The 25,352-nt window shown below is 73.1% G+C and carries 19 protein-coding genes; 10 read left to right on the top strand and 9 right to left on the bottom strand.

Features of this window, described 5'->3' with window-relative positions; all coding sequences use genetic code 11:
* Positions 1 to 11: 11 nt before the first annotated feature.
* Positions 12 to 677, bottom strand: a complete 666-nt coding sequence (locus ACFWJX_RS26275) for a TetR/AcrR family transcriptional regulator (protein ID WP_383247845.1) — start codon at positions 675 to 677, stop codon at positions 12 to 14.
* Positions 678 to 826: 149 nt separating this feature from the next.
* Here ACFWJX_RS26275 and ACFWJX_RS26270 point away from each other — a divergent pair, with 149 nt between their 5' ends.
* A complete protein-coding gene (locus tag ACFWJX_RS26270; RefSeq protein WP_383247842.1) occupies positions 827 to 2,083 on the top strand; it encodes a YncE family protein in 1,257 nt (418 codons plus the stop codon).
* A gap of 57 nt (positions 2,084 to 2,140) precedes the next feature.
* Here the strand turns inward: ACFWJX_RS26270 and ACFWJX_RS26265 are convergent, their stop codons facing one another.
* Both ACFWJX_RS26265 and ACFWJX_RS26260 read right to left on the bottom strand, forming a co-directional pair.
* Positions 2,141 to 4,006, bottom strand: coding sequence for a cellulase family glycosylhydrolase (locus ACFWJX_RS26265; RefSeq protein WP_383247840.1), 1,866 nt, complete (start codon positions 4,004 to 4,006; stop codon positions 2,141 to 2,143).
* A 93-nt stretch (positions 4,007 to 4,099) separates the two neighbouring features.
* Complete coding sequence (locus ACFWJX_RS26260) at positions 4,100 to 6,070, bottom strand: GTP-binding protein (RefSeq protein WP_383247837.1); 1,971 nt, start codon at positions 6,068 to 6,070, stop codon at positions 4,100 to 4,102.
* A 205-nt stretch (positions 6,071 to 6,275) separates the two neighbouring features.
* On the opposite strand from ACFWJX_RS26260, the gene ACFWJX_RS26255 reads away from it, so the two are divergent.
* Positions 6,276 to 7,403 carry an XdhC family protein gene (locus tag ACFWJX_RS26255; RefSeq protein WP_383247834.1) on the top strand — a complete coding sequence of 376 codons (1,128 nt, stop codon included), beginning with the start codon at positions 6,276 to 6,278 and terminating at the stop codon, positions 7,401 to 7,403.
* Positions 7,404 to 7,413: 10 nt separating this feature from the next.
* Here ACFWJX_RS26255 and ACFWJX_RS26250 read toward each other — a convergent pair whose 3' ends face one another.
* From ACFWJX_RS26250 to ACFWJX_RS26235, 4 genes are read right to left on the bottom strand one after another with little or no spacing between them, the layout of a single operon-like run.
* Positions 7,414 to 7,914, bottom strand: coding sequence for a metallophosphoesterase family protein (locus ACFWJX_RS26250; RefSeq protein WP_383247831.1), 501 nt, complete (start codon positions 7,912 to 7,914; stop codon positions 7,414 to 7,416).
* 40 nt (positions 7,915 to 7,954) lie between these two features.
* A complete protein-coding gene (locus ACFWJX_RS26245; protein ID WP_383247828.1) occupies positions 7,955 to 8,140 on the bottom strand; it encodes a hypothetical protein in 186 nt (61 codons plus the stop codon).
* Between the two features lie 28 nt (positions 8,141 to 8,168).
* Positions 8,169 to 8,540 (bottom strand): DUF6479 family protein, encoded by a 372-nt coding sequence (locus ACFWJX_RS26240; RefSeq protein WP_383247825.1) that lies wholly within the window; start codon positions 8,538 to 8,540, stop codon positions 8,169 to 8,171.
* Between the two features lie 49 nt (positions 8,541 to 8,589).
* Positions 8,590 to 11,034: a SpoIIE family protein phosphatase gene (locus ACFWJX_RS26235; RefSeq protein ID WP_383248208.1), complete on the bottom strand. Its 2,445-nt coding sequence runs from the start codon at positions 11,032 to 11,034 to the stop codon at positions 8,590 to 8,592.
* A 1,225-nt stretch (positions 11,035 to 12,259) separates the two neighbouring features.
* Between ACFWJX_RS26235 and ACFWJX_RS26230 the strand changes: the two genes are divergently transcribed.
* Positions 12,260 to 14,410, top strand: coding sequence for a SpoIIE family protein phosphatase (locus ACFWJX_RS26230; protein WP_383248206.1), 2,151 nt, complete (start codon positions 12,260 to 12,262; stop codon positions 14,408 to 14,410).
* Between the two features lie 134 nt (positions 14,411 to 14,544).
* Here the strand turns inward: ACFWJX_RS26230 and ACFWJX_RS26225 are convergent, their stop codons facing one another.
* Positions 14,545 to 15,954, bottom strand: a complete 1,410-nt coding sequence (locus ACFWJX_RS26225) for a S1 family peptidase (RefSeq protein ID WP_383247822.1) — start codon at positions 15,952 to 15,954, stop codon at positions 14,545 to 14,547.
* A gap of 189 nt (positions 15,955 to 16,143) precedes the next feature.
* Here ACFWJX_RS26225 and ACFWJX_RS26220 point away from each other — a divergent pair, with 189 nt between their 5' ends.
* From ACFWJX_RS26220 to ACFWJX_RS26190, 7 genes are all read left to right on the top strand, one after another.
* Entirely contained in the window at positions 16,144 to 16,557 is a 414-nt protein-coding gene (locus ACFWJX_RS26220) for a PaaI family thioesterase (protein ID WP_383247819.1), read from the top strand.
* 540 nt (positions 16,558 to 17,097) lie between these two features.
* Positions 17,098 to 17,313 carry a type A2 lantipeptide gene (locus tag ACFWJX_RS26215; RefSeq protein ID WP_383247816.1) on the top strand — a complete coding sequence of 72 codons (216 nt, stop codon included), beginning with the start codon at positions 17,098 to 17,100 and terminating at the stop codon, positions 17,311 to 17,313.
* Between the two features lie 127 nt (positions 17,314 to 17,440).
* Positions 17,441 to 18,247, top strand: a complete 807-nt coding sequence (locus tag ACFWJX_RS26210) for an HlyD family efflux transporter periplasmic adaptor subunit (protein WP_383247813.1) — start codon at positions 17,441 to 17,443, stop codon at positions 18,245 to 18,247.
* A gap of 98 nt (positions 18,248 to 18,345) precedes the next feature.
* Positions 18,346 to 20,463 (top strand): NHLP family bacteriocin export ABC transporter peptidase/permease/ATPase subunit, encoded by a 2,118-nt coding sequence (locus tag ACFWJX_RS26205; protein ID WP_383248204.1) that lies wholly within the window; start codon positions 18,346 to 18,348, stop codon positions 20,461 to 20,463.
* A 1-nt stretch (position 20,464) separates the two neighbouring features.
* Positions 20,465 to 23,281 (top strand): NHLP bacteriocin export ABC transporter permease/ATPase subunit, encoded by a 2,817-nt coding sequence (locus ACFWJX_RS26200; protein WP_383247810.1) that lies wholly within the window; start codon positions 20,465 to 20,467, stop codon positions 23,279 to 23,281.
* Between the two features lie 81 nt (positions 23,282 to 23,362).
* The gene (locus tag ACFWJX_RS26195) at positions 23,363 to 24,373 is read left to right on the top strand and encodes a Ppx/GppA family phosphatase (protein ID WP_383247807.1); all 1,011 of its coding nucleotides are present in this window, start codon (positions 23,363 to 23,365) and stop codon (positions 24,371 to 24,373) included.
* 63 nt (positions 24,374 to 24,436) lie between these two features.
* Positions 24,437 to 24,664, top strand: a complete 228-nt coding sequence (locus ACFWJX_RS26190) for a hypothetical protein (RefSeq protein WP_383247805.1) — start codon at positions 24,437 to 24,439, stop codon at positions 24,662 to 24,664.
* A 23-nt stretch (positions 24,665 to 24,687) separates the two neighbouring features.
* Here ACFWJX_RS26190 and ACFWJX_RS26185 read toward each other — a convergent pair whose 3' ends face one another.
* Entirely contained in the window at positions 24,688 to 25,296 is a 609-nt protein-coding gene (locus ACFWJX_RS26185; RefSeq protein WP_383247802.1) for a flavodoxin family protein, read from the bottom strand.
* Between the last annotated feature and the right edge of the window lie 56 nt (positions 25,297 to 25,352).

Raw genomic sequence — 25,352 nt, 5'->3', positions numbered from 1 at the left:
CGCCGGCGCCGTTATCGGATCTGCTCGGGGTCCCAGCCCACCGGCCGCAGGATGCCCAGCAGTTGCCGCACCAGCTCGTCCACGGCCTCGTCGAGGGTCGCGTCCACCCAGCCCGCGCTCCAGTCGTGCAGGAGGCCGTTGACGCTGCCGATGAAGGCCGTCGCCGCGAGGCGGTAGTCGCGGGGGGCGGCCTCGCCCCGGTCGGCGGCGGCCGTGGCCTCGGCGCAGATGAGTTCGACCCAGCGGGCGCGCCGCGCCAGGCGCTGTTCCTCCATGCGGGGGCTGACGCCGACGATCTCGACGAAGGTGATGCGGATCCGGCGCGGGTCGGCGGTGACATTGCCGGCGTAGGCGTGGAAGATCGCGGCGACCCGCTCCGCGAGGGGCAGGTCCCGGGCGGCGGCGAACGCGGCCACGACCGCCTCCTCGGCCCAGTCGTTGACCTGGAGGTGCAGCGCCGCCAGGACGTCCTCGAGGGTGCGGAACTCCTCGTAGAACTGCCGCGTCGACAGCCCGGCCGCCTCGCTGAGCGCCGCGACCGTCGTGCCCCGGTAGCCGGGGGTGTCGCCGAACAGTTGCAGCGCCGCGTCCAGGAATCTCTGGCGCCGCTCGGCCTGCCGCTCCGCGGCGGACTTGCCGGCATATCGGCCGGTCGGCGCCCTCAGCCTGCCCGCCACGGTTCCTCCCTCATCGCTGTGTCTCCCAATTTTGTCGTGTACGTGGTCTTGTGGCGAAGGGCACCCCTTCCTTACTTTCCAGTAAGTCAACTCTGAACGCATCCGTGTTCAGATTCGGGACCTCCCACCCCACAGAGGAGAGAGCAGCCATGGCTGCCTTCAGAACCAGGCACCTTTGCTCCGTAGCCGCCGCCCTCGTCCTGACCGTCACCGCCCCCACGGCCGTCGCCACCGCCGCGACCGCCACCACCGATGCCGCCGCACTGCGCGAGGTGCTGCTGGTCGCCAACAACTGGGACGGCACCGCCGACGTCATCAGGTCCACCGGTGACTACGCGAAGATCGGCCGGATCAACGTCATCCCCGACAAGGACCAGCGGATGGCGGAGATCAACGCCGATCCGGTCCGGTGGATCGCCTTCATGACGATCCGCAACAGCGTCGGCGAGGGCCACGACCAGTTCGTCGACGACATGTACTCCACGCCGGACGGCGCCTCCGTGGTGATCTCCCGGCCCAGCTTCGCGGACGTCGTCTCGATCGACGTGGCGACGGGAGCCGTCAACTGGCGTTTCCCCGTGTCGGGCTACCGTTCCGACCACATGGCCGTCTCCCCCGACGGCAAGCGGGTCGCGGTCTCCGCCTCGACGTCGAACACGGTGCACGTGCTGGACATCGACACCGGCAAGCAGCTCGGTTCGTACGCCACGGGCGACAAGCCGCACGAGAACGTCTTCACCAAGGACGGCAAGTACATCTGGACCATGTCGATCGGCGACGTGAACACCGCCCTCGACGCGACGTGGCTGGACTGGACGAAGGGCGACCGGCGCATCACGGTCGTCGACGCCACGACGTACCAGCCGGTGAAGACGATCGACATGCGGCAGCGGCTGGACGCGATCGGTCTCTCGGACTACTCGGACGCCGTGCGCCCGGCCACGTTCTCGCCGGACGAGTCCAAGCTGTACTTCCAGGTCTCGTTCTTCAACGGGTTCTTCGAGTACGACATCGCCACGGACCGGATCACCCGGACCAAGACGCTGCCGAAGAACTCCGCGACGAGCGACGACCGCACCACGTTCGTCAACGACTCGCGGCACCACGGTCTGTCGATGCGGCCGGACGGCAGCAAGCTGTGCGTGGCGGGCACGATGGACGACTACGCGACCGTCGTCGACCGCGCCACGCTCCGGGAGGGCCCGCTGGTCCCCGTCTCCAAGCCGTACTGGGCGACGGTCAGCGGTGACGGCAAGGACTGTGTCGTCTCCGAGAGCGGGTCCGACCAGGTCACGGCGATCGACTTCGCGACCGGCCGCAAGGTCGTCTCGGTGCCGGTGGGCGACCACCCGCAGCGGGTGCGGCTGGGCCGTGTCGCGGCCGACTGGACGTCTCCGGCCGGCTGAGCGGGCCCGTCCGCCCGTGCGCCGGGGTGAGGCGGACCCCGGCGCACGGGCGTGCCGTCACCCGCCGATCCGCTGCGCCGCCCACGCGGCCAGCTCACCGCGGGCCGCGGTCAGCAGGGCCGTGGACGGGGCGGTGGCGCCGTTGGTCACCAGGGCGTAGTGCAGGGTGCCCGAGTCCGTGTCGGTGAGCAGCAGGCGCCGGCTTCCGGTGCCGCCCGGCTCGGCGGCGACACCGACCGGGGTGGTCGCGGTGTACGCCGGCGGCGTGTGGACGGTGCCCAGGTCGGAGACCACGGTCGTCGACGCGGCCGCGAACGAGGCGGGCAGGTGCAGTTCGGTCGGCGCCGAGCCGCTGCCCGAGCGCCACACGTGCAGCCCGTACTGCCCCGAGCCCACGAGTCGGGCCACGCTGGGCAGCGAACTCGGCACCGGGTTCCAGGTGAGGGTGGCCGAGCCGTCGCGGGAGCGGTCCTCGTAGGTGAAGGCGAGGGTCGTGCCGGAGGTGGCGCCGGGGTAGATCCGGTCGAGCAGCCGGGCGTCCTGGCGGAGCGTCGCCTTTCCGGTGTCGTCGAGGTGTACGGCGGAGAGGTCCTCGTCGTTCCAGGCGTCGCCGGTGGTGAGCACCTTGTCGGGGTTGTCGTTCATCAGCTCGTGGTGACGGCCGTGGTAGATGTCCCACTGCCACTGGTTGCCGGACAGGACCGGTCCGGAGGCGGCGGGGGTGGTCCACCAGCTCGCGCCCTTCACCCGGGAGTCGAGGGCCTGGTACATCGCCTTCAGGACGGTGGGCGCCTTGCCGGCGGTCGAGCCGTTCAGCGGGTGGCCGAACTCGCTGACGATCGCCGTCGTGCCGGCCGCCGAGGCCCGGTCGCGGACCGTGCCGAAGTCGCTCACGTACTGTCCGTCCGCGGCGTTGCCCCACATCAGGATTCCGGAGATGGCCTTCTGGTCGTAGAAGTGGGTGTTGAAGACGTAGCGGGAGCCGAGGGTGCCCGCGTCGAGGAGCCCGCCCTCCTCCTTGCTGACGTTGCCGTTCCAGAAGAGGTTCGGCTCGACGAGGGCGGGCTTGTCCTGCCAGCCGGCCGCGTCCATCCGGGCCCGGAACTTCACGTAGAAGGGCCACAGCAGGTCGCGTTCCCAGGTGCGGCTGGTCTGGCCGGAGTCGTAGGTGCCGGCGTACGGCTCGTTGTAGGGGTCGAAGCCGATGACGCCCGCGAACTGCTCGGTGGTCAGGTTCTGCCTGAGGTGGGTCATGGTCTTCTGGGCCATGGCCAGGAAGGAGTCCTGGAGGCCGTACGCGTTGTGCCAGAAGTCGTACTGGGCGGCCTTCACCGCGCCGTTCTGGGTGATGTTCTGGCCCCAGAGGAAGCAGATCCCGCAGGACTCGTCGGGGTAGTCGCCCAGCTCCACCGCCCACCGGGGGGCGCCGTCGCCCGTGTACCAGCTGTCGGGGTCGAAGAGCCAGCGGGAGTAGAGGTCCTGGTGGAAGTCGGGGTAGACGCGGATGCCGGCGTCGAGGAAGGCGCGCATCTGGTCGGTGGCGGCGGCCAGGTAGGCGGTGTCGACCTGGCCGCGCACGGGTTCGGCGTAGGCCCAGGAGAGCAGGAAACGCACGGAGTTGCCGCCGCCGAGGGCGCGCAGGGCGGTCGCCGACTTCCTGGCGTCGGCGACCGAGGCGAAGGGGAGGCCCTTGTTCTCGGCGAGCTTGGTCTCGCCGGAGACGTTGTAGCCGCGCAGCACGACCTCGCGGCCGGTGCCGTCCACGAAGCGGCCACCGGACACGGTGAGCGCGGTGCCGTCGAACGGGAGGGAGTCGGGGAGGGGGGCGGCGGTGGCGGCCGGGGTGCCCGCCACCGTCAGGAATCCGCAGAGTCCGCAGAGGACGACCAGAACAGCGAGCAGACGTGCCCGGATATTCGGCATGTCCACTACAGTCCGGCCATTTCCGGACACCGTCAATACCTTCTGACCCAGGAGTAAGTTGCCTGCCCGTCACGTCAGTTGGCGCGGCCCGCCTCAACTGCCCGTCCGCCCCGCCACGTTCAGCAGGTACTCCTTCCGGTCGAGCGGGTTGTGGTCGGTGCGCGGGCGCTCGGGGACCGTGCCGTGGACGACGGGCGCGTAGTGGTCGAAGGCGCTCTCCAGCTCGCCCTCGCCCCGCGTCAGCCCCGGCAGCCGCTGCTCCAGGGCGTGCACCCGGGCGGCCGGCACCGCGCCCTCCAGCACGCACAGCGCGCCGTGGGTCCGCGTCGTGCGCGGTACGGCCCGCAGCGCGGCCAGCACCGGCAGCAGCGCGCCGAGGGTGTCCGCCGGGGCCTCGATCCGGAAGCGGTGCATCGGCTCGTGGACCTGCGTCCCCGCCCGCCGTAGCGCCTCGATCAGGACCAGCGGGGTCAGCCCCCGGAAGTCGTACCCGGTGCTCGACATGCTCTTGTCGAAGCCCTGGTGGGCGTGGCTCTGACGGGGCCAGTAGCCGCAGTGGGTCATGGTGACCGCCACGTCGGTGACCCGCCAGCCGCGCAGCCCCTGGCCGAGCGTCTCCCGGACGGTGTCCTCGACCGCCTTGAAGAAGGCGTACGGCATCGATCCCAGCTCCACCTCGAGGGCGAAGGTCACGCCCGTGCCCGGCGGGGCGGGGTCGACGCGCAGGCCGACGGTGGCGAGGAAGGGGTTGGCGCCCTTCTTGACGAACTCGGCGGCCCCGCCCGTGCCGGCCGGCCGCTCGACGCACAGCGGCGTCGTCTCACGGAAGGCGACCGTCAGGCCGTACTCGTCGGCGAGGGTGGCCTGGACGACCTCCTTCTGCACCTCCCCGTAGAGCGACACGGAGACCTCCTGGCGGATCTCGTCGTGGCGCAGGGCGATCAGCGGGTCCTGTTCCGCGAGACGGGTCAGCGCGAGGTGCAGCGAGCGCCGGTCGGTGTCCGGGCCGGGCACCACGACCGTCTCCAGAGTGGGCGGCGCGAAGACCTGGCCGGGTCCGGTGCGCGGGACGCCGAGGCTGTCGCCGATCCTGACCTCGGGCAGCCCCCGGAGCCGGGCGATGTGGCCTGCCTCGGCCGTCTCCCGCCGTACGTCGGTGCCGTGGTCGAAGACGCTGATCGCGGTGACCTTGCCCTCCCGGCCGCCGAAGTTGACGCGGTCGCGGGTGCGCAGGGTGCCGGAGAAGAGGCGCGCGTAGGCGATCTTCTCCCCCGCCGGTCCCCGCTCCACCTTGAAGACGGTCCCGGAGAGCGGGCCCTCCGGATCCCCGTCGGCCGGGGGCAGCAGGTCCCTGATGCCGGCGATCAGCTCGGGGACGCCCGCGCCGGTCGCCGCCGAGCCGAAGAAGACGGGGTGGACGAGGGTCCGGCGGGTCTGGTCGACGAGGGCGGCCCGCAGGCGCTCGCGGGTGAGCGATCCGTCGACGTACGCGGCGAGGAGGTCGTCGTCCTGGTCGGCTAGTACGTCGGCGAGCGTGTCCGGGGCGGGACGGGCGGGACGGAACGCCGCCTCGCGCGTGCCGAGCCCCGTGACGGTCCCCATCGGGGCGACCGGCACGCCGAGCCGGCCGGACAGCTCGCGCAGGACGCCCTCGTAGCGGGCGCCGCGCCGGTCGGTCTTGTTGACGAAGACCAGCGTGGGGATGCGCAGCCGCCGCAGGGTCCGCATCAGGACGCGGGTCTGCGCCTGGACGCCCTCCACCGCCGAGACGACGAGGACGGCGCCGTCGAGCACGCCGAGGGCGCGTTCCACCTCGGCGATGAAGTCGGGGTGGCCCGGGGTGTCGATCAGGTTGACGGTGACGTCGTCGACGGGGAACGAGACGACGGCCGCCTTGATGGTGATGCCCCGCCGTCGTTCGAGTGCGAGGGTGTCGGTGTGGGTACTCCCGGCGTCGACACTGCCGATCTCGTCGGTGATCCCGACGGAGTGCAGCAGCCGCTCGGTGAGGCTGGTCTTACCGGCGTCGACGTGGGCGAGGATCCCGAGGTTCAGCAGGTGCACGAAGCGTCATGTCCTTCGGAGTGGGGGTGATTCCTTCCTGGGGGGACATGAACGCTGCTCGCATCTCTGCTCCTGGGTCTTCCGGTGACGGGTCCCGTGCAGTGCAGCAGACGGGCCGGAGCGGCGGCAACGGAATTAAGGCCGGTACGGGTGCGCGAAGCGGGGCCGGGCAGGCGGCAGGGGCGGCGGCGGAAAGGAGCCGAGCGTGCGTGAGATTCTCCCGGTGCTGAAGGGCTGGTACGCGGCCGGTGAGCCGTTCGGGCTCGCCACCGTGGTCGCGGTCAGCCGCAGCGCGCCGCGCGATCCGGGCGCCGCCATGGCGGTCGGGCCGGACGACGAGGTCGTGGGCAGCGTGTCCGGGGGGTGTGTGGAGGGCGCGGTGTTCGAACTGGCGCGCGAGGCGGTGGCGAGCGGCGAGGCCCGGCTGGAGACCTTCGGCTACAGCGACGAGGACGCCTTCACGGTCGGTCTGACCTGCGGCGGCGAGATCACCGTGCTCGTGCGGCCCGTCACGCCGGCCCTGGACCCGTCGTTCGGGGCGGTCGCCGAGTCGGTCGCAGCGGGCGATCCGGTGACCGTCGCCACGGTGGTGGACGGACTCGCCCGGCGCGGGGCCACGCTCGCGGTGTGGCCGGAGCGGACCTCCGGCACGCTGGGCACCGACGGCCTGGACGCGGCGGTCGCCGCCGACGCGCGCGGCGAACTCGCCCTGGGCGCCACCGGCGTACGGCACTACGGGCCGGGCGGTCAGCGGCGCGAGGACACCGTGCCGGTGTTCCTGCACTCGTTCGCGCCGCCGCCGCGCATGCTCGTCTTCGGGGCGATCGACTACGCGGCGGCCGTCGCCCGGATCGGCGACTTCCTCGGCTACCGGGTCACGGTGTGCGACGCGCGGCCCGTGTTCGCCACTCCGCGCCGTTTCCCCGCGGGCGTCGAGGTGGTCGTGGAGTGGCCGCACCGCTATCTGCGCGAGGCGGACACCGACGGGCGCACGGTGATCTGCGTGCTGACCCACGACCCGAAGTTCGACGTGCCGCTGCTGGAGGTCGCGCTGCGCCGGCCGGCCGCGTACATCGGGGCCATGGGCAGCCGCCGTACCCACGACGAACGCAGGAACCGCCTTGTGGAGGCGGGGCTGACCGAGGGTGAACTGTCCCGGCTGCGCTCACCGGTGGGGCTCGACCTGGGGGCGCGTACGCCGGAGGAGGTGGCCGTGTCCGTGGCCGCCGAGATCGTCGCGCTGCGCTGGGGCGGCAGCGGGGCTCCGCTGACGGCCACAGCGGGGGCCATCCACCCCTCCGCGACCCACCCCTCCTCCCGGCCCGTGCGTTAGCACGCCCGCCTCAGCGGGGCGGCAGGCGGTGCAGGACGACGTCCGTCAGCCGGCCCCCGTCCACCGCGGCCGTCAGATAGGTGCAGTGCGGCTGGCGGCGGCGGTCGGTCGGGGAGCCCGGGTTGAGCAGGCGCAGCCCGCCGGAGGCGGTGGTGTCCCACGGGATGTGGCTGTGGCCGAAGACCAGGACGTCGAGATCGGGGAAGCGGGCGGCGCAGCGGGCCTCCCGGCCCTGCGCGGGGCCGGTCTCGTGGATCACGCCGAAGCGCAGCCCGCCGAGGTCGGCGTACGCGACCTCGGGGAGGCGGGCGCGCAGTTCGGGGCCGTCGTTGTTGCCGTACACGCCGATCAGCCGGCGGCTGCGGCGCTCCAGCAGGTCGAGGGTGTCCGTGTCGACCCAGTCCCCCGCGTGCACGACGACGTCGGCCTCGGGGAGCGCGTCCAGCAGCGGCGCGGGGAGCGCCTTGGCACGCTTGGGCAGGTGGGTGTCGGACATGAGCAGGAGGCGCACGCCCTCAGCGTACGGCGGCGGGCCGCTTTCCCCGCCCCGCTCAGTCCTCACCCCGGACGATGTTGCCTTCCGCGCCGAACCTCGTCGCAGGCGCGGTGCCGGGGACCTCCACGGCCGGTATCCAGGTGTGCAGCGCAGCCTTGGCGCCGCGCAGCCTGCGTGCCCTGGCCCAGCCCGTCTCGGCTCGGCGGGCAGCGGGTTTCTCCTCCAGGTGTGAGGTCGTCACGGTCGTTCATCGCCTTTCTCTTCCGCGGTCACCGGGCACCGGGCCCGCCACTGCCGAACGAGCCGCCGGACCCCGGATTCCAGCGGGGACGACTCTGCTCGTCGCTCTCGCGGCTGCCGGTGGGCCGCAGCTCGTGCGGGGTGAGGCGTTCACCGTCCTCCGGCTGCGGCATCTCGTTCGGCTCGCGCACCCCGTGGCTCTCGCGCACCGGGCCCGACGCGGGCATCCGGGGCTGTTCCTCGGGACGCGGCGGCGCGGGCTCACGGCTGCGGATCCTGGCGCCGAGCCGGAAGGCCCAGATCAGACCGCCGACGAGCACGACACCGACGACGACGAAGGCGACGGTGGCCAGAACTGACTTTCCGGAGGCGGCCAGAACGGTGGTGGCAATGGTGTCCATGGACGGCGGGTACCCTGCCCGCGCTCGGAGACACCCGCGCTCCGCCGGCTCACTCCTCCAGCAGAAGCTCGCTCCACACCTGTTTCCCGCCGCTGACCGGCAGCGTTCCCCAGGTGTCGGACATGGCCTCGACGAGGAGGATGCCGCGGCCGCCGGTGGCCTCCCAGCCCAGGCTGGTCGGTTTGACGGGCGAGCGGGGCGAGTTGTCGGTGACCGAGACGCGCAGCCGGTGGTTGACCAGGGTCAGGTCGAGGCGGACCGGGCCTTCGGTGTGCACGAGTGCGTTGGTGACGAGTTCGGAGACGACCAGGAGAGCCGCGTCCATGGCGTCCACCGGCACGCCCCAGGCGCGCAGGCTGCGCCGGGTGAAGCGACGGGCGTGCCGGGCGGCCTCCGGTACCCGCCACACCGTCCAGCCCTCGCGCAGGGGGCGTACGGCCATGCCGTCGTAGCGCATCAGGAGCAGGGCTACGTCGTCGCCGCGGTGGGCGTTGCCGAGCAGGGCGTCGGCGACGAGACCGAGGTGGGCGGGGTCGGACACGGACAGTTCGTGCGCGAGCCGGTCCATTCCGGTGTCGATGTCCATCTCCGCGGACTCCACGAGCCCGTCCGTGGTCAGGGCGATGACGGTGCCGGGCATCAGCCGCAGCGGGGTCATGGGGAAGTCGGCCTGCGTGACGACGCCGAGCGGGGGGCCGCCGTCGGACTCGGCGATCTCCGTTGCGCCGTCCGGGTGACGCAGCACGGGCGGCGGGTGACCGGCGCGTACGCACCAGGCGGTGCCCGCCTCCATGTCGACCTCGACGTAGCAGCAGGTCGCGAAGAGGTCGGTCTCCAGCTCCATCAGGAGCCGGTTGGCGTGCGAGACCACCACGTCCGGCGGGTGTCCCTCGGCCGCGTAGGCGCGCAGGGCGGTGCGCATCTGGCCCATCAGGGTGGCGGCGCCGGTGCTGTGGCCCTGGACGTCACCGATGACGAGGGCGACGTGGTTGTCCGGCAGCGGGATCACGTCGTACCAGTCGCCGCCGACCTCAAGGCCCGCGGTGGCCGGCAGATAGCGGGCGACGGCGACCGCGCCGGGGAGTTTCGGCAGCCGGCGGGGCAGCAATTGGCGCTGGAGCATGCCGACGAGTTCGTGCTCGGCGTCGAAGGCATGGGCGCGCATCAGGGCCTGGCCGACGAGTCCGGCGGAGGCGGTGAGCAGGGCGCGCTCGTCGGGCCCGAAGTCGTGCGGGGTGTCCCAGCCGATCAGGCAGGCGCCCGCCATACGGCCCCCTGCCGACAGCGGCAGGACGGCCAGGCCGCCGGGGCCGACGTCGGCGAGGGCCGGTTCCAGCGGAGTACCGGCGGGCCAGATCCGGGCCCGCCCCTCGCGCAGGGCGGCGGCGAGGGTGGGCATGGTGCGCACGGGCGCGTCCGGCCACTCGGTACGCCACTCCAACCGCCACAGCTCGGGCCAGGACTCGGGCTCGGGCGGGTCGAGGACGGTGACGACGAGGCGTTCGTTCTCCAGCTCGGCCAGCGCGATCCGGTCGGCCCGCAGCGGAAGGCGCAGCGCGGAGACGACGGCCTGACTGACGTCACGGACCGTGCCGGCGGTGGCGAGGGCGGCGGCCAGGCGCTGCACGCGGGCCACGTCGGTGACGCCGGAGCGCAGCGTGGAGACGTCGGCGACGGTGCCGACGAGACGCGCCGGGTGGCCCTCGCCGCCGGGCAGGAGACGACCGCGCAGCCTCAGCCAGCGGGGCGGGCCGCCGCCGGCCCGCAGCACCCGGAACTCCAGCTCGCGCTCGCCGATCGACATGTGGTCGGCCTCGACCACGGACATCAGCGAGGGCAGGTCGTCCGGGACGGTGTGCCCGAGCAGGGTCTCGACCCGGCCGTCGAACTCGTCCCTGCGCAGGCCGAACAGCTCCAGGATCTCGTCACCGACCTCGACCCGGCCGGTGTCCATGGCGAGGCTGAAGGAGTTGCCCCGCAGTTCCTCCGCCTCGTCGGGCTCGGTGGGGGCGGGCAGGGAGACGGCCTCGGCGACGAGTTCCAGACAGGCGCGGTCGTCGGTGTCGAAGCCGCCGGGGTTCTCGCTGACGGCGAGCAGACAGCCGCGGTCACCGTCGTGCACGGGCAGTGCGGCCAGGTGGACGTCCCCGGGCATCCGCCGCGACTCCGTGCAGTCGGCGAGCTGCTCCGGGCCCAGCCACAGGGACGCCCCGGCGCGGAGCGCGTCGGCGGCCGGGGAACGGCCGTCGACGGGGTAGCTCTCGCGCAGCCCGTACAGCGTCCTGGGGACGCCTGCCGACTCGATCAGGCAGAGCAGGTCGCCGCCGTCGCCGGGCGTGTAGACGGCGGCCAGGCTCGCGCTCGAAAAGACCAGGGCCTGCTCCAGAACGCGCCGCATCCGCTCGGGCGAGGCGGGCCCGCCCGTGACCGTCTTCAGGGCAACCTCGACACGCAGGGCTCTCGCCTTGCGCTCCGCCGCACCCTGACTGACCACGACCGTAATTACAGCGCTAATAAGACGTTCCCGCAGCCCTTGCGACGGCGCGGGACTGTCGACGGGGTGCAGCACCTTGCCAGGCAGGCTGACGGGCCAGCACGGGTGGACGGTCCGGCGCGGGCAGCTCACACGGCACGGACTGTCGGCGGAGTGCAGCGCCTTGCCAGGCAGGCTGATGGTCCAGCACGGGTGGACGGTCCGCCGCGGGCAGCTCACACGGCACGGGACCGACGACGGGGTGCAGCACCCTGCCAGGCGGGCTGATGGTCCAGCACGGGTGGACGGTCCGCCGCGGGCAGCTCACACAGCACGGGACCGACGACGGGTGCAGCACCCTGCCAGGCAGGCTGACGGGCCAGCACGGGTCGACGGTCCGCCGCGGGCAGCTCACACAGCGCGGGACCGACGACGGGGTGCAGCACCCTGCCAGGCGGGCTGACGGGCCAGCACGGGTGGACGGTCCGGCGCGGGCGGGCTCACACGGCGCGGGACTGTCGACGGGGTGCAGCACCCTGCCAGACGGGCTGACGGGCCAGCACGGGTCGACGGTCCGGAGCGGGCGGGCTCACACGGCGCGAACTGTCGACGGGGTGCAGCGCCTGGCCAGGCAGGCTGATGGTCCAGCACGGGTGGAGGGTCCGGCGCGGGCAGCTCACACAGCGCGGGACCGACGACGGGTGCAGCGCCTTGCCAGGCAGGCTGACGGGCCAGCACGGGTGGACGGTCCGGCGCGGGCGGGCTCACACCGCGCGGGACCGACGACGGGGTGCAGCACCCTGCCAGGGAGGCTGACGGGCCAGCGCGCGTGGACGGGGCTCCGCGCGCCGGGCTTGTTGGGCGGAGCCGCGGCACGCGTGGCGGGATCGCAGGCGTCCCTTGGCCCGAGCGCCAGGCCTGCCAGGCGTCGCTGCGGCCCGCGCGGCACGGCCCCGAGGGCCTTCCTCGGCCCGCGCACGGGTCTGTCAGCCGCCCCTGCCCGCACAGCGGGACCGTAGGCATCGCCGTGGCCTCTCGCGTGGCCCCGCGGCGGGCGCCAGGCGGGGTGCTGGTGCGGCCGTGCGCCGCTCCGCCGCCCGCCCGAGTGTCCTGTCGCCGCCCCCGCCGCCCCCGCCGCCCCCGCCGCCCCCGTCGCCCCCGTCGCCCCCGGCCGGACCCTCGCCGTGCGCTCGCAGCGCGCAGGGGGCAGATTTGGTTGCCTGGGGTTGTGCGGCCGGGCGAGGAGGTGGTCGCCGTGTCCGACGGGCAGCGGTCCGGCCGGGCGCCCGGGGACCCGGTCGGCCGGCCGATGCTGTCGACGGCGTTGACGGCGATGATGGACGCCGTCGGGGGGCACTCCGGCGCGGTCTACCTGCTGCCGGACGACGAGCCGGTGCTGGAGATGGCGGTGATGGCGGGACTGCCCCGGTCGTTCGCGGCGCCCTGGGAGCGGGTGGGGCTCGGCGCGCCCATCCCGATCGCGCGCGCGGTGCGTGAGCGGCGGTTGGTGTGGGTGGGCGGCGAGGAGGAGATGGCCCGCTCGTATCCGCGGATCGCCATGGTCCTGCCGTATCCGTTCGCACTGGCCGCGCTGCCGCTGGCGACCGGTTCGAAGGTGTACGGCGCGGTCTTCGTGACGTGGCCCGGCTCGCATCCGCCGGAGCTGTCCGACCGGGAGCGGAACGAGCTCGAGGTGGCCTGTGAGCGGTTGGCGCTGCGGCTGGAGCGGGCCGAGGCGGAGAACCGTCCGGTGCGCGGCGGGTCCCATCCGCTGGACGCGGGGCCGGCCGGGGCCACCGACACACTGGGCACGGTGGAGGCGGCGCGGCTGGTGGCCCGGCTGCCGTACGGGTTGTGCTCGCTGGACCTGACGGGGCGGGCGGGCTTCGCCAACCCCGCCGCCGCGGACCTGCTCGGGGTCCCGGTCGGCGAGCTGCTGGGCACCCACCTGTGGGCTTCGGTGCCGTGGCTGGCCGACCCGATGTACGAGGAGCGCTACCGGGCCGCGCTGATCAGCCAGCACGTCACGTCGTTCGTGGCGCTGCGCCCGCCCTCGGACTGGCTGTCCTTCCGGCTGTACCCCAGCACCACCGGGATCAGTGTGCGGGTGGTCCGGGCGCGGGCGGTGTCGGCGACGAGCCCGGCCGGCACGGAGCGCGGCGACGCCCCGCCCCGGCTGGTGTCGATGTCGCAGGCGCTGAGCCTGGCCGGGGCGCTCACCGAGACGGTGAGCGTGGAGGACGTGGTGCGGCTGGTGGCCGAGGAGATCGCGCCGGCCGTGGGCAGCGGGGCCCTGGCACTGCTCGGGGCGCGGGCGGGCCGACTGCACGTCCTGGGGCACCACGGCTACCCCGATCCGCACGTGGTGGAGCGGTTCGACGGGATGCCGCTGTCCTCCCCCACGCCCGGCACGCACGCCCTCACCCACGGAGTGCCCGCGTTCTTCGACTCCCGACGCCAGCTGGAGCACCTCTACCCGGCGCGGCACGCCACCCCCGACGGCTTCGCGGCCTGGGCCTATCTGCCGCTGATCGCCTCGGGCCGCCCGGTGGGCGTCTGCGTGCTGGCCTACGCCGAGCCGCACGGTTTCTCCACGCACGAGCGCGCCGTCCTGAGCAGCCTGGCCGGGCTGATCGCGCAGGCCCTGGACCGGGCCCTGCTGTACGACGCCAAGCACCAGCTCGCGCACGGCCTCCAGGCCGCTCTGCTCCCCCACTCGCTGCCCTCGCTGCCCGGCATCGAGGCGAGCGCCCGCTATCTGCCGGCCACCCGGGGCATGGAGATCGGAGGCGACTTCTACGACCTGGTGCCCTCGCGGCCGCTGCCGGCGGCGGTGATCGGGGACGTACAGGGGCACAACGTGACGGCGGCCGGGCTGATGGGCCAACTCCGCACCGCCGTACGGGCTTACACGACCGTGGGGCAGGAACCGGCCGAGGTCATGCGCAGCACCAACCGGCTGATGATCGACCTGGGCACGGAGCTGTTCGCCAGTTGCCTGTACCTGCGGCTGGACCCGGCGCGCGGTCACGCGGTGATGGCGCGGGCCGGGCATCCGCCGCCCCTGCTGCGGCGGCCGGACGGAAGGGTGCGGGTCCTCGACCTGGCGGGCGGCCCGCTGCTGGGCATCGACGCGGAGGCGACGTACCCGACCACGGAGATCAAGCTGTCGCCCGGCTGTGTACTCGCCCTCTACACCGACGGGCTGATCGAGTCGCCGGGGGTGGACATCGAGGACGCGGTGGCCGACCTGGGGCGGCGGCTGGGCGAGGCGGGCGATCTGCCGCTGGAGGAGCTGGCCGACGAGTTGGTGGGGCACTACGCGGCTGCGGAGGAGCGGATCGACGACGTGGCCCTGCTGTTGCTGCGGGCGTCGTCGGCGCGGGACGTGGGCTGACGCACCGTCCAGGACATGTCTGCGCAGGGGGACGCGGACGGTCCGGCCCTCCCGCCGGAGGGCCGGACCGTGGCACCGGCCGGACGGGTGCGTAGGTCCGGCCGGTGGTGAGGGGGAGCGGTTGGGACGGTGTGTCAGTGGGTCTCGGTCAGCCCGGAGTCGTCCTGGACGCCGTCACCGTCCTGGTCCTCGGCACCGGCAGCTCCGCCGGCCTTCTGACCTGCGTCCTGACCTGCGTCCTGACCTGCGTCCTGATCGGCATCCTGACCGGCCTCCTCACCGGCGCCGGCCTCGCCGCCGGCCTCTTCACCGGCACCGGCACCGGCGCCCGCGTCGGCACCTTCACCGGCGCCCGCTCCGGCCTCCTCGCCGCCGACGCCGTCATCGGCGCCGACGCCCTCATCGGCACCCGCACCGGCCCCGGCGTCACCGAGGGTCGCGCCGACCGCCTCCAGGGCGGTGGTCACCGGCTGGAAGAAGGTCTCGCCGCCGACCGTGCAGTCGCCGCTGCCGCCGGAGGTCAGGCCGAGCGCGAGACCGTCCTGGGTGAACAGCGAGCCGCCGCTGTCGCCGGGCTCCGCGCAGACGTCGGTCTGGATGAGGCCCGTGACGGTGCCCTCGGGGTAGTTGACGGTGGCGTCGAGGCCGAGGACCTGCCCGTCGGCGAGACCGGTGGTGCTGCCCATCCGGAAGACCTGGGTGCCTACCGTCGCGTCGGCGGCCTGGGAGATCTGCACGGTCTGGTCGCCGAGGTTGACCTCGCTCGGAGCGACCGTGGCGGGGTCGTCGTACTTCACGAGTGCGAAGTCGCCCTCGCCGGGGAAGACCGCCTGGTCGACGGTGGCGATGGGCTCGCCGGCCTCGGAGTCGGACCAGGCCTCGGCCGCGACACCGCAGTGACCGGCCGTCAGGAAGGCCGGGGAGCCGTCGCCCGCGGTGACGTTGAAGCCGAGGGAGCAGCGCGCTCCGCCGGCGAAGATGGCGTCGCCGCCGGAGGCGAAGGTCTTGAAGGTGCCGGCCGACTTCTTGATGGTCGCGGTCCCGGCGCCGAGGTTCTGGACGGTGGACTCGAGTTGGTCCCACTTGCCGCCGGTGACCGTGGAGTCGGCGGTGACGAGGATCTTGTTGGTCCGCGGGTCGACCGCCCAGGAGGTGCCCGGGATGGTCGCGTCGGCCTTGAGGGTCTGTGCGGCGGCCTCGAGTTCGGCCGTGCTGTTGTCGACCTCGCGTATCTTCGCGCCGGCCTTCTTGGCCTGGACGATGACGTTGTTCTGGTCACCGGAGACGTCGACGACGTTGACGACGAGCTGATTCCTGCCGGTGTCGAAGTACGAGCCGGCGAAGGCGTCGCCGAGCAGGTTCTGCAACTGCGAGGCGAGGTCCGAGGCGTCCGCCGCCTTCATGGTCCTCGGCGCCGCGGCGGCCGTGTCGCCGCCGTCCTGGGAGGCGTTGGCGTGGGGCAGCAGGAGTGCCGCCGCTCCGAGCGCCGCGACACCGCCGACCGCTATCGCGGCCTTGCGCTTCGGAATTCGCTTGTGACTCAAAAAACTCGACCTCCTGGGGGGACGGGGTCCGGCTGCCGGGGGCGGCAGCTCCGTACAGCGGCGCCTGGTTGGCCATGGGTACGCAGAGGGCGCGACGTGCGTTCAATCGCGTTTGCCGGCTTCCTTTGCGAAACCGTGAATCGGCCATGACCGGAGTCCGGGGCCGTCGGCCGGGGAACAATCGCCCATATGACGATGACGACCACCGAAGCCGACAAGATCCTTTCCGACTGCTTCGCGCCCTGGGTGCGCGCGCTGGGCCTGTCCGTGGAGGCGCTGGGGGACGACCGGGCGATTCTGCGTCTGCCCTGGTCGACGGAGTTGGCCCGGGAGGGCGGTGGGCTGTCGGGGCAGGCGCTGATGGCGGCCGCGGACACCGCGACCGTGATCGCCGTCTCGGCGGCCCGGGGGGCCTTCGTGCCGATGACGACGGTGCAGCAGTCGACGTCGTTCCAGCGCGCGGTGACCGGTTCGGATGTCCTGATCCAAGCGGTCCTGACGAAGCTGGGCCGCCGGATGGCGTTCGCGGACGTCACGTTGACGGCCGAGCGCTCGGGTGAACTCGCCGCACGGGCGAGCACCGTCTACGCCCTCCTGGGCTGATACCGACGGCACGGGGACGGCACGGCGACGGCACGGGGACGGCACGGGGACGGCACGGCGACGGCACGGCGACCGGATACCGAGTGACACACCGACGGTGACCGGTCGTTGACGGGCCGTGCCGGTCGGAGAGCGGAATCCCTGCTTCAGGGAATCTGCACACCGATTGCCCAAGCGGGTCACGGGACGCCGAGCTTCTGCACAACTGCGCGGGCCGCGCCGTGCCATTGGGGCGGGTGTGTCGGATTCGCCGCGAGGGCGTGCGCCGCTCATCGGAGCGATCTCGGCCCGAGGTGTGAAGAAGTCGCCGACAAGGCGTGGCCGCCCCTGCACGCTTTGACTCTTCCGGGACGCAAGTGCCCTGGTGAGGCCGGTGATTGATTGGAAGCGTCGGCGGCGGACCTGCTTTGATCCAACGCACCGCGGGGTCCGCCGGGGTCCCGGAAACGGGCCTTCGGCGCCCGCGGTCGCGGCCGTCATCTGTCCCCAGAGGGGGCCGCTCCCCCCTTGTGAGATATCCATATGAAGGGAAGTTCCACCATGAACTCCACCCCCCAGGTCGAGACCGTCGAGATCGCCGACGCCGACCTCGACAACGTCTCCGGCGGCCTGTCCGTGAACGCCCTCGGCACCGTCACCGGCCTGGTGGACGGCATCGCCCCGGTCTCCGGCCTGGTCGACACGGTCGTCGGCACCGTCGAGGGTGCGACCGGTCTGAGCACCGCCCCGGTCACCAACCTGGTCGCCGGTCTCTGATCGCAGCCTTGTGACCCTTTGAGTCCCGGAGCCGTCACCCGGTTCCGGGACTCTGCGGTGCCGCGCACCCCCGGCTCGGTCCCGTGAAATCCCGAGTCGGTGCCGTGAGATCCCCGAGGGAAGTCCCGTGCAGTTCCGCCAACAGGCCCTCGCCAAGCTCCAGTCGCCCGAGGAACTCGACCTGCCGGTGCGCTTCGCCCGCCCCCAGGGCTGGCTGGTGCTGTCCGTGACCGTGGTCGTCATGGCCGCCGCGTCCGTGTGGGCGGTGACCGGTTCGGTCGCCTCCACGGTGAGCGCGCCCGCCGTCCTCACCCACGGCGAGGGCAGCTACATCCTCCAGAGCCCCGCCGCCGGCCAGGTCACCGCGGTCCTCGCGCAGGAGGGTGAGCGGCTGCCCGCCGGCTCCCCCGTGCTGAAGGTGCGGACCGCCGACGGCGAGACCGTGGTGCGCACGGTCGCCGCGGGCCGGATCACCGCGCTCGCCGCGACCATCGGGCAGATCATCGCCACCGGCGCGAACGTCGCCGCCGTGGAGAAGGTCGCGGACGCCGACGACCCGCTGTACGCGACGGTGTACGTCGCGGCGGAGAACGCGGCCTCCGTCCCCGCGGACGCGGCCGTCGACCTGACCGTGCAGACCGTGCCGTCGCAGCGGTACGGCGTGCTGCGCGGCCATGTGAAGTCGGTGGACCGCGCGGCGCAGTCCGCGCAGCGGATCGCCGCGTTCCTCGGTGACGGCCAACTGGGCGAGCAGTTCACGAAGGAGGGCCGCCCGGTGGCGGTCCTGGTCCGCCTCGACCGCTCCTCGGCGACCAAGAGCGGCTACGCGTGGTCGTCGGCCGACGGGCCGCCGTACCAGCTCACCTCCATGACCATGGCCACGGCCTCGATCCGGCTGGCCGACCAGCGTCCCCTCGATTGGCTGCTTCCGTGACCGCGACCGAGACCCGCGGCAGGCGGCGGGCCGCGCCGCCCCGGCGTGCGGTCCCCAAGAGCCGGGTGAAGACCGTCCGTACGCCCACCGTGCTCCAGATGGAGGCCGTGGAGTGCGGGGCCGCCTCCCTCGCCATGGTCCTCGGCCACTACGGCCGGCATGTCCCGCTGGAGGAACTGCGCATCGCGTGCGGGGTGTCACGGGACGGCTCGCGCGCGAGCAACCTGCTGAAGGCGGCCCGCAGTTACGGGCTGACCGCCAAGGGGATGCAGATGGATCTGGCGGCCCTCGCCGAGGTGAGGTCGCCCGCGATCCTGTTCTGGGAGTTCAACCACTACGTCGTCTACGAGGGCCTGGGCCGCCGCTTCGGCCGCCGGGGTGTGTTCGTCAACGACCCCGGCAAGGGCCGCCGGTTCGTGCCGATGGAGGACTTCGACGGCAGCTTCACGGGCGTGGTGCTGGTGCTGGAGCCCGGCGAGGACTTCGAGCGCGGCGGGCGCAAGCCGGGTGTGCTGGGCGCGATGCCGGCCCGGCTGCGGGGCACCGCGGGCACCCTGCCGGCCGCCGTGCTGGCGAGCCTGCTGCTGGTCGTGGTGGGCGCGGCCGTCCCGGCGCTGAGCCGGACCTACATCGACATGTTCCTGATCGGCGGTCAGACCTCGCTGCTGGAGGTGCTGTTCGCGTCGATGGGCACCTGCGTGCTGCTCACCGTCGCGCTGACCTGGCTCCAGCAGGCCAACCTGCACCACGGCCGGATCATCTCCTCGACGCTGTCCAGCGCCCGCTTCCTGCGCCATCTGCTGCGGCTGCCGGTCACCTTCTTCTCCCAGCGCAGCCCGGCCGACCTGGTGCAGCGCCTCCAGTCGAACGACGCGGTGGCCGAGACCCTGGCCCGCGACCTCGCGTCGGCGGGCGTGGACGCGGTGGTCGTCGTCCTGTACGCGGTCCTGCTCTACACCTACGACCCGCAGCTGACGTTCGTCGGCATCGGCGTGGCCCTGCTGAACCTGGTCGCGATGCGGGTGGTGATCCGGATGCGCGCGACCCGGACGGCGAAGCTGCGCGCGGACAACGCGCGGCTGACCAACACGGCGTACACCGGGCTCCAGTTGATCGAGACGATGAAGGCGACCGGCGGTGAGGACGGCTACTTCCGCAAGTGGGCCGGGCAGCACGCCACCACGCTGGAGGAACAGCAGCGGCTCGGTGTGCCGAGCGCCTGGCTGGGTGTGGTCGCGCCGACGCTGGCGACCGTCAACAGCGCGCTGATCCTGTGGATCGGCGGGTTGCGGGCGATCGAGGGCGCCATCTCGGTGGGTCTGCTGGTCGCCTTCCAGGCACTGGTCGCCCGCTTCACCGCTCCCCTGACCCGGCTGAACGGTGTCGCGGGCCGCATCCAGGACTTCGCGGCGGACGTGGCCCGGCTGAAGGACGTGGAGAACTTCCGGGCCGACCCGCTCTACGACCGCCGCTCCGGCGGCGACTCCACCCGCCGGCTGCACGGCCATGTCGAGCTGGAGAACATCGGCTTCGGCTACAGCCCGCTCGACAAACCGCTGCTGACCGGCTTCGACCTGAGTGTCGGGCCGGGGCAGCAGGTGGCGCTGGTGGGCGGCTCGGGCAGCGGCAAGTCGACGGTGTCCCGGCTGATCTCGGGCCTGTACGCGCCGTGGGAGGGCGTGATCCGCATCGACGGACAGCGCCTGGAGGACATCCCGCGCGGGGCCCTCGCCGCCTCGGTCTCCTTCGTCGACCAGGAGGTGTTCCTCTTCGAGGGCACGGTCCGCGACAACGTGGCGCTGTGGGACCCCTCCGTCCCGGACGACGCGGTGGTGGAGGCCCTGCGGGACGCCGCCCTGTACGACGTCGTCGAGCGGCGGCCGGGCGGCCTCCACAGCCGGGTCGAGCAGGACGGCCGCAACTTCTCCGGCGGACAGCGCCAACGCCTGGAGATCGCGCGGGCGTTGGTGCGCCGGCCCAGCATCCTGGTGCTGGACGAGGTGACCAGCGCGCTGGACGCGGAGACCGAGCAGATCGTGATGGACAACCTGCGCCGGCGCGGCTGCGCCTGCGTGGTGATCGCGCACCGGCTCAGCACGGTCCGCGACAGCGACGAGATCGTCGTCCTCGAACACGGCACGATCGTGGAGCGCGGACGGCACGAGGACCTTCTCGCGCGCGGCGGGGCGTACGCGGCGCTGGTCAGGGAGCGGTGAGATGACGGCCGTACACGAAGGCGATGTCGTCCTCTCGGCGTTGGGGCGGATGGGCACGCGGGTCGACTGCGCCGGGGTCGGCCGGCTCGAGCTGGAGGGTCCGCAGGTGCTGTGGCTGGTCGCCTCCGGCGCGCTGGACCTGTTCGCGGTGGACGCGGAGCAGCAGGGCCACTGGCACCACCTGGGCCGGCTGGAGGCGGGATCGCTGCTGCTCGGCCCGGTCGTCGGCCCTCAGCACACTCTGGTGGCCCGCCCGTTGCGCGACTGCGTGGTCCACCGCGTCGGCCTGCGGGAGCTGTACCAGCCCGCGAGCACCCAGACCTGGTCCTACGACGAGTACGGCAACCCCCAGTACGTGCCGCCCACGTCGAGCCCGCTGGAGTACGCCCTCGCCCTCGGCGTGGGCCGCGGACTGTCCGTCCTCTTCCAGGCCCCGATGGCCACCGAGCGGCCGGCGGAGGTCACGGACGACGACGTGTTCTGGATGCAGGTCCCGCCGGGCAGCGTCCAGTACGGCTCGCTGTACGGCGCGGAGGCAGCCGCCGACCTGCTGATGGACCCGGCGGTGTGGCAGTCCATGGTCGACCAGCAGTACCGCCTGCTGACCACCCTGGACCGCTGGATCGAGCAGCTGGAGCGCACCCACGAGACGCGCACGGCCGCCGGCATCGAGGCCGGCGAGGCGGTGCGCGCGCGGGCCGACCGGACGCTGCTGGCGTCGATCGGCCGCAGGACCGGGCCGCGCGCGACGGCCGCGGACGCGGACGCCACGTTCGCCGCCTGCGAACTGGTCGCGGGGGCCGCCGGCATCGCCCTCGTCGAGCCGACCCGGATGGGCGCCGGCAACGACCGTCTCGACCCGGTCGAGCAGATCGCGCTCGCCTCCCGCGTGCGCACCCGCGCCGTACGGCTGGACGGCCGCTGGTGGCGCGACGACGTCGGCCCGCTCGTCGCCCACCGGGCGCTGTCCGGGGCACCGGTCGCGCTGCTGTGGCGGCGCGGCGGCTATGTCGCCGTCCATCCCGCGACCGGCCGCGAGACGCCGGTGGAGAAGGCCAACGCGGAGGAGTTCGAGCCGCGGGCCGTCATGTTCTACCGCCCGCTGCCCGAGCGGCGGCTCGGTCCGCTCGGACTGCTGCGGTTCAGCATGCGGGGCACCGGCCGCGACCTGACGAACCTGCTGCTCAGCGGGCTCGTCACGGTGGCGATCGGCGCGTTGGTGCCGGTCGCCACGGGCAAGGTGCTCGGCGAGTACGTGCCGCGGGCCCAGCAGGGGCTGATCGAGCAGGTGTGTCTGGCCGTGCTGGTCAGCGGTGTGGTGGCGGCGGCGTTCATGCTGCTCCAGAACATGACCATCCTGCGGCTGGAGGGCCGGATCGAGGCGACCCTCCAGCCGGCCGTGTGGGACCGGCTGCTGAGGCTGCCGACGAAGTTCTTCGCCGAACGCTCCACGGGTGAGCTGGCGAGCGCGGCCATGGGCATCAGCGCGATCCGCCGGCTGCTGGCGGGCCTCGGCCCGTCGGTCGCGCAGTCCGTCACGATCGGCGCCATGAACCTGGGCCTGCTGCTCTGGTACAGCGTCCCGATGGCGCTGGCCGCGATCGCGATGCTCGTCGTCATCGCCGCCGTGTTCCTGGGGCTCGGGCTGTGGCAGGTGCGCTGGCAGCGCAGGCTGGTGGTGCTCTCCAACAAGCTCAACAACCAGGCGTTCCAGACCCTGCGCGGCCTGCCCAAGCTGCGGATCGCGGCCGCCGAGAACTACGCGTACGCCGCCTGGGCGGGCCAGTTCGCCCGCAGCCGGGAGCTCCAGCAGCGGCTCGGCCGGATCAAGAACCTGTCCACGGTGCTGGGCGCGGTCTATCTGCCGCTGTGCTCCCTGGTGATGTTCATGCTGCTGGCCGGTCCGGCACGCGGCACGCTGTCGGCGGCGGACTTCCTCACCTTCAACACGTCGATGACGATGCTGCTGACCTCCGTGACCTCGCTGACCGGCGCGTTCGTGTCGGTGGTGGCCGCGCTTCCGCTGTTCGAGGAGATCCGGCCGGTGCTGGAGGCGACCCCGGAGGTGCGGGCGGCGAGCACCCGGCCGGGTCCGCTGTCCGGCGCGGTCGAGGCCCGCCGGCTGTCGTTCCGCTACTCCGACGACGGCCCCCTCGTCCTGGACGACGTCTCCTTCGAGGTGCGGCCGGGCGAGTTCGTGGCGATCGTCGGGCCCAGCGGCTGCGGCAAGTCGACTCTGCTGCGCCTGCTCATCGGCTTCGACCGCCCGGTCTCGGGCAGCGTGCTCTACGACGGTCAGGACCTGGCCGCCCTCGACCAGTCGGCCGTACGCCGGCAGTGCGGGGTGGTGCTCCAGCACGCCCAGCCGTTCACCGGGTCGATCCTGGACGTCATCTGCGGCACCGGGTCCTACACGCCCGAGGAGGCGATGGCGGCGGCCGAGATGGCGGGGCTCGCGGAGGACATCAGGCGGATGCCGATGGGGCTGCACACGATCGTCTCGGGCAGCGGCTCGGTCTCGGGCGGTCAGCGCCAGCGGCTGATGATCGCCCAGGCGCTGATCCGGCGCCCGCGGATCCTCTTCTTCGACGAGGCGACCAGCGCCCTGGACAACGAGACCCAGCGCACGGTCATCGACAGCACCCGCAAGCTCGACGCCACCCGCGTCGTCATCGCCCACCGTCTGTCGACGGTGCTGGACGCCGACCGGGTCGTGGTGATGGAGAACGGCAAGGTCGTCGAGCAGGGCCCGCCGTCCCGGCTGCTCGCGGACCCGGCCGGCCGGTTGCACGAACTGGTGCGGCGGCAGGTGGCCTGAGGGGTCGGGCGGCACCGGAGCGGAGAAGTCGTATGCCGCCGGGTGACGTATGGAGTGCCTGGGCCGGGTACTCGCCCGGCCATGAGAATCAGCGTGCTGGACGTGGGATCCAACGCCGTGCGCCTGGTGGTGGCGGACGCGCAGGACGGCGTGCCGCTGCCGGTGCACACGGCCAAGTGGCGGCTGCGGCTGTCCGAGCAGGTCAAGCCGGGTGAGCCGATACCCGGCGAGGCGATCGAGAACCTGGTCGACGCGGTGGCCGCCGCGGACCGTACGGCGGCCCGGTGGGGCGCGACGAGCCCGCTGGCCTTCGCGACCGCCATGGTGCGCAACTCCCCGAACCGGCGGGAGGTGCTGCGCACGGTCACCTCGCGCACCGGTGTGCCGCTGTGCACCCTGCCGGGCGAGGTGGAGGCCGAGCTGACGTTCCTCGGGGCGCGGCGCTGGATGGGCTGGCGGGCGGGGCCGCTCGCGCTCATGGACATCGGCGGCAATTCGTTCGAGGTGGCGTTCGGTCGGGGCCGGCTGCCGGACTTCGTGGCCTCCCTGCCGCTCGGGGCCGGGCGGCTGACCCACGAGTTCTTCGCGGACCAGGACCCGCCGCCCCCGGAACGGGTGCGCGAGCTGCGCCGCAAGGTCCGCCACCAGCTCCGGGACGTGGCCGCCCGGATCCGCTGGGAGGGCCCGCGCACGGCGGTGGTCACCTCCCGTACGTTCCAGCAGCTGGCCCGGCTGTGCGGGGCGCCGCCCGGCCGCCAGGGCCCGTTCGTCGCCCGCACGCTGGACTGCGCCGCCCTGGGCGAGGCGGTGACCCGGCTGGCACGGTTGCCGGTCGCCGCGCGGGCCGAGCTGCCCGGCATCTCCGCGCCGCGCGCCGCCCAGAGCCTGGCCGGCGCGGTGGTCGGGCACACGGCGATGAAGCTGATCGGCCTGAAGACGGTCACCGTCTGCCCGTGGGCGATCCGCGAGGGTGTCCTGCTGCGGCACATCGAGGACGGGGCGTCCTGGTGGGCGGAGGTCACCCGGCTCTCCGAGGAGTCGGCGCCGGCGGAGCCGGTGCCGCTGCGCGTGGCGGCCTCCGCCACGCACTGACCAGACCCGGCCGGGCGCCGTGAGGAAGCGAGGAGCCGGGCACCGAGAGGAAGGGAGTCGTCCGTGTCCGAGGACGCCGAGCACCCCGAGGACCGTGCGGGGCACAAGGAGCGGGACGCGAAGGCAGACCGGCGGGACCGTCCCAGGACCGCGCTCGAGGAGGTGATGCGCGAGATCGAGGAGGCCGAGCGCCGCACCGACGAGGAGCGGGAGGCGCGGCGCGCCTCGGGTGAGGCGGGTGAGGCCATCACCCCGAACACCCGCGCCCAGGAGGAGTCCCACGGGGACTGACGCCAGGGCGTTGGGTCTGCTGCTCAGCCGGGCGGCGCTCCCAGGGGCCGCTCGGCGAGCGCCCGCGCGACCCCGGCCAGGTTGGCGGCCATGGCCCGACCGGTGCTGTGCGACCAGTCGCGGCCCCGCTCCTCGTCGAGGTAGTCGGGGCCGGCTCCGGGGCCCAGGTGCCAGTACGTCCAGGCCTGGCCCGGGATGGTGTAGCCGATGTCGGCGAGCGCGCCCGAGATCTCGCTGACGACGTGGTGGGCGCCGTCCTCGTTGCCGGTGACGACGACGCCCGCGACCCGGTTGTAGGCGACGGGACGGTCCTCGTCGTCGGTCTCGGAGAGCATGGCGTCCATCCGCTCCAGCACCCGCTGGGCCACGGAGGACGGTCGGCCCAGCCAGGTAGGCGAGGCCATGACCAGGATCTCGGCGTCCAGCAGCTTGGCGTGCACCGACGGCCAGGCGTCGCCCTCGCGGACGGGCTCGCTGGTCACGCCCGGCTCGATGTCCAGGTCGACGGCCCGGACCACCTCCACACGGACACCGTCCTTCTCCAGCTGGTCCACGACGACCCCGGCGAGCGCCTCGGTGTTGGAGGGGTCCGGGGACCTCTTGAGCGTGCAGTTGATCACGAGCGCCTTCATGACGGTCCGGAGTACCCCTTCGGGCCGGGTCCACGCGGGCGGATGGCACCCGGCGC

This window comes from Streptomyces sp. NPDC058335 (assembly GCF_042723915.1).
Taxonomy (GTDB): domain Bacteria; phylum Actinomycetota; class Actinomycetes; order Streptomycetales; family Streptomycetaceae; genus Streptomyces.
Note: the sequence above shows the minus strand (reverse complement) of the source record. Positions and strands in the feature narration are given on the sequence as shown.

Coding starts and splice junctions, on each gene's coding strand:
- ACFWJX_RS26220 (WP_383247819.1), top strand. CDS start 16,144: ATGACGATGACGACCACCGAAGCCGACAAGATCCTTTCCGACTGCTTC.
- ACFWJX_RS26215 (WP_383247816.1), top strand. CDS start 17,098: ATGAACTCCACCCCCCAGGTCGAGACCGTCGAGATCGCCGACGCCGAC.
- ACFWJX_RS26185 (WP_383247802.1), bottom strand. CDS start 25,296: ATGAAGGCGCTCGTGATCAACTGCACGCTCAAGAGGTCCCCGGACCCC.
- ACFWJX_RS26195 (WP_383247807.1), top strand. CDS start 23,363: ATGAGAATCAGCGTGCTGGACGTGGGATCCAACGCCGTGCGCCTGGTG.
- ACFWJX_RS26240 (WP_383247825.1), bottom strand. CDS start 8,540: ATGGACACCATTGCCACCACCGTTCTGGCCGCCTCCGGAAAGTCAGTT.
- ACFWJX_RS26205 (WP_383248204.1), top strand. CDS start 18,346: ATGGAGGCCGTGGAGTGCGGGGCCGCCTCCCTCGCCATGGTCCTCGGC.
- ACFWJX_RS26200 (WP_383247810.1), top strand. CDS start 20,465: ATGACGGCCGTACACGAAGGCGATGTCGTCCTCTCGGCGTTGGGGCGG.
- ACFWJX_RS26265 (WP_383247840.1), bottom strand. CDS start 4,006: ATGCCGAATATCCGGGCACGTCTGCTCGCTGTTCTGGTCGTCCTCTGC.
- ACFWJX_RS26270 (WP_383247842.1), top strand. CDS start 827: ATGGCTGCCTTCAGAACCAGGCACCTTTGCTCCGTAGCCGCCGCCCTC.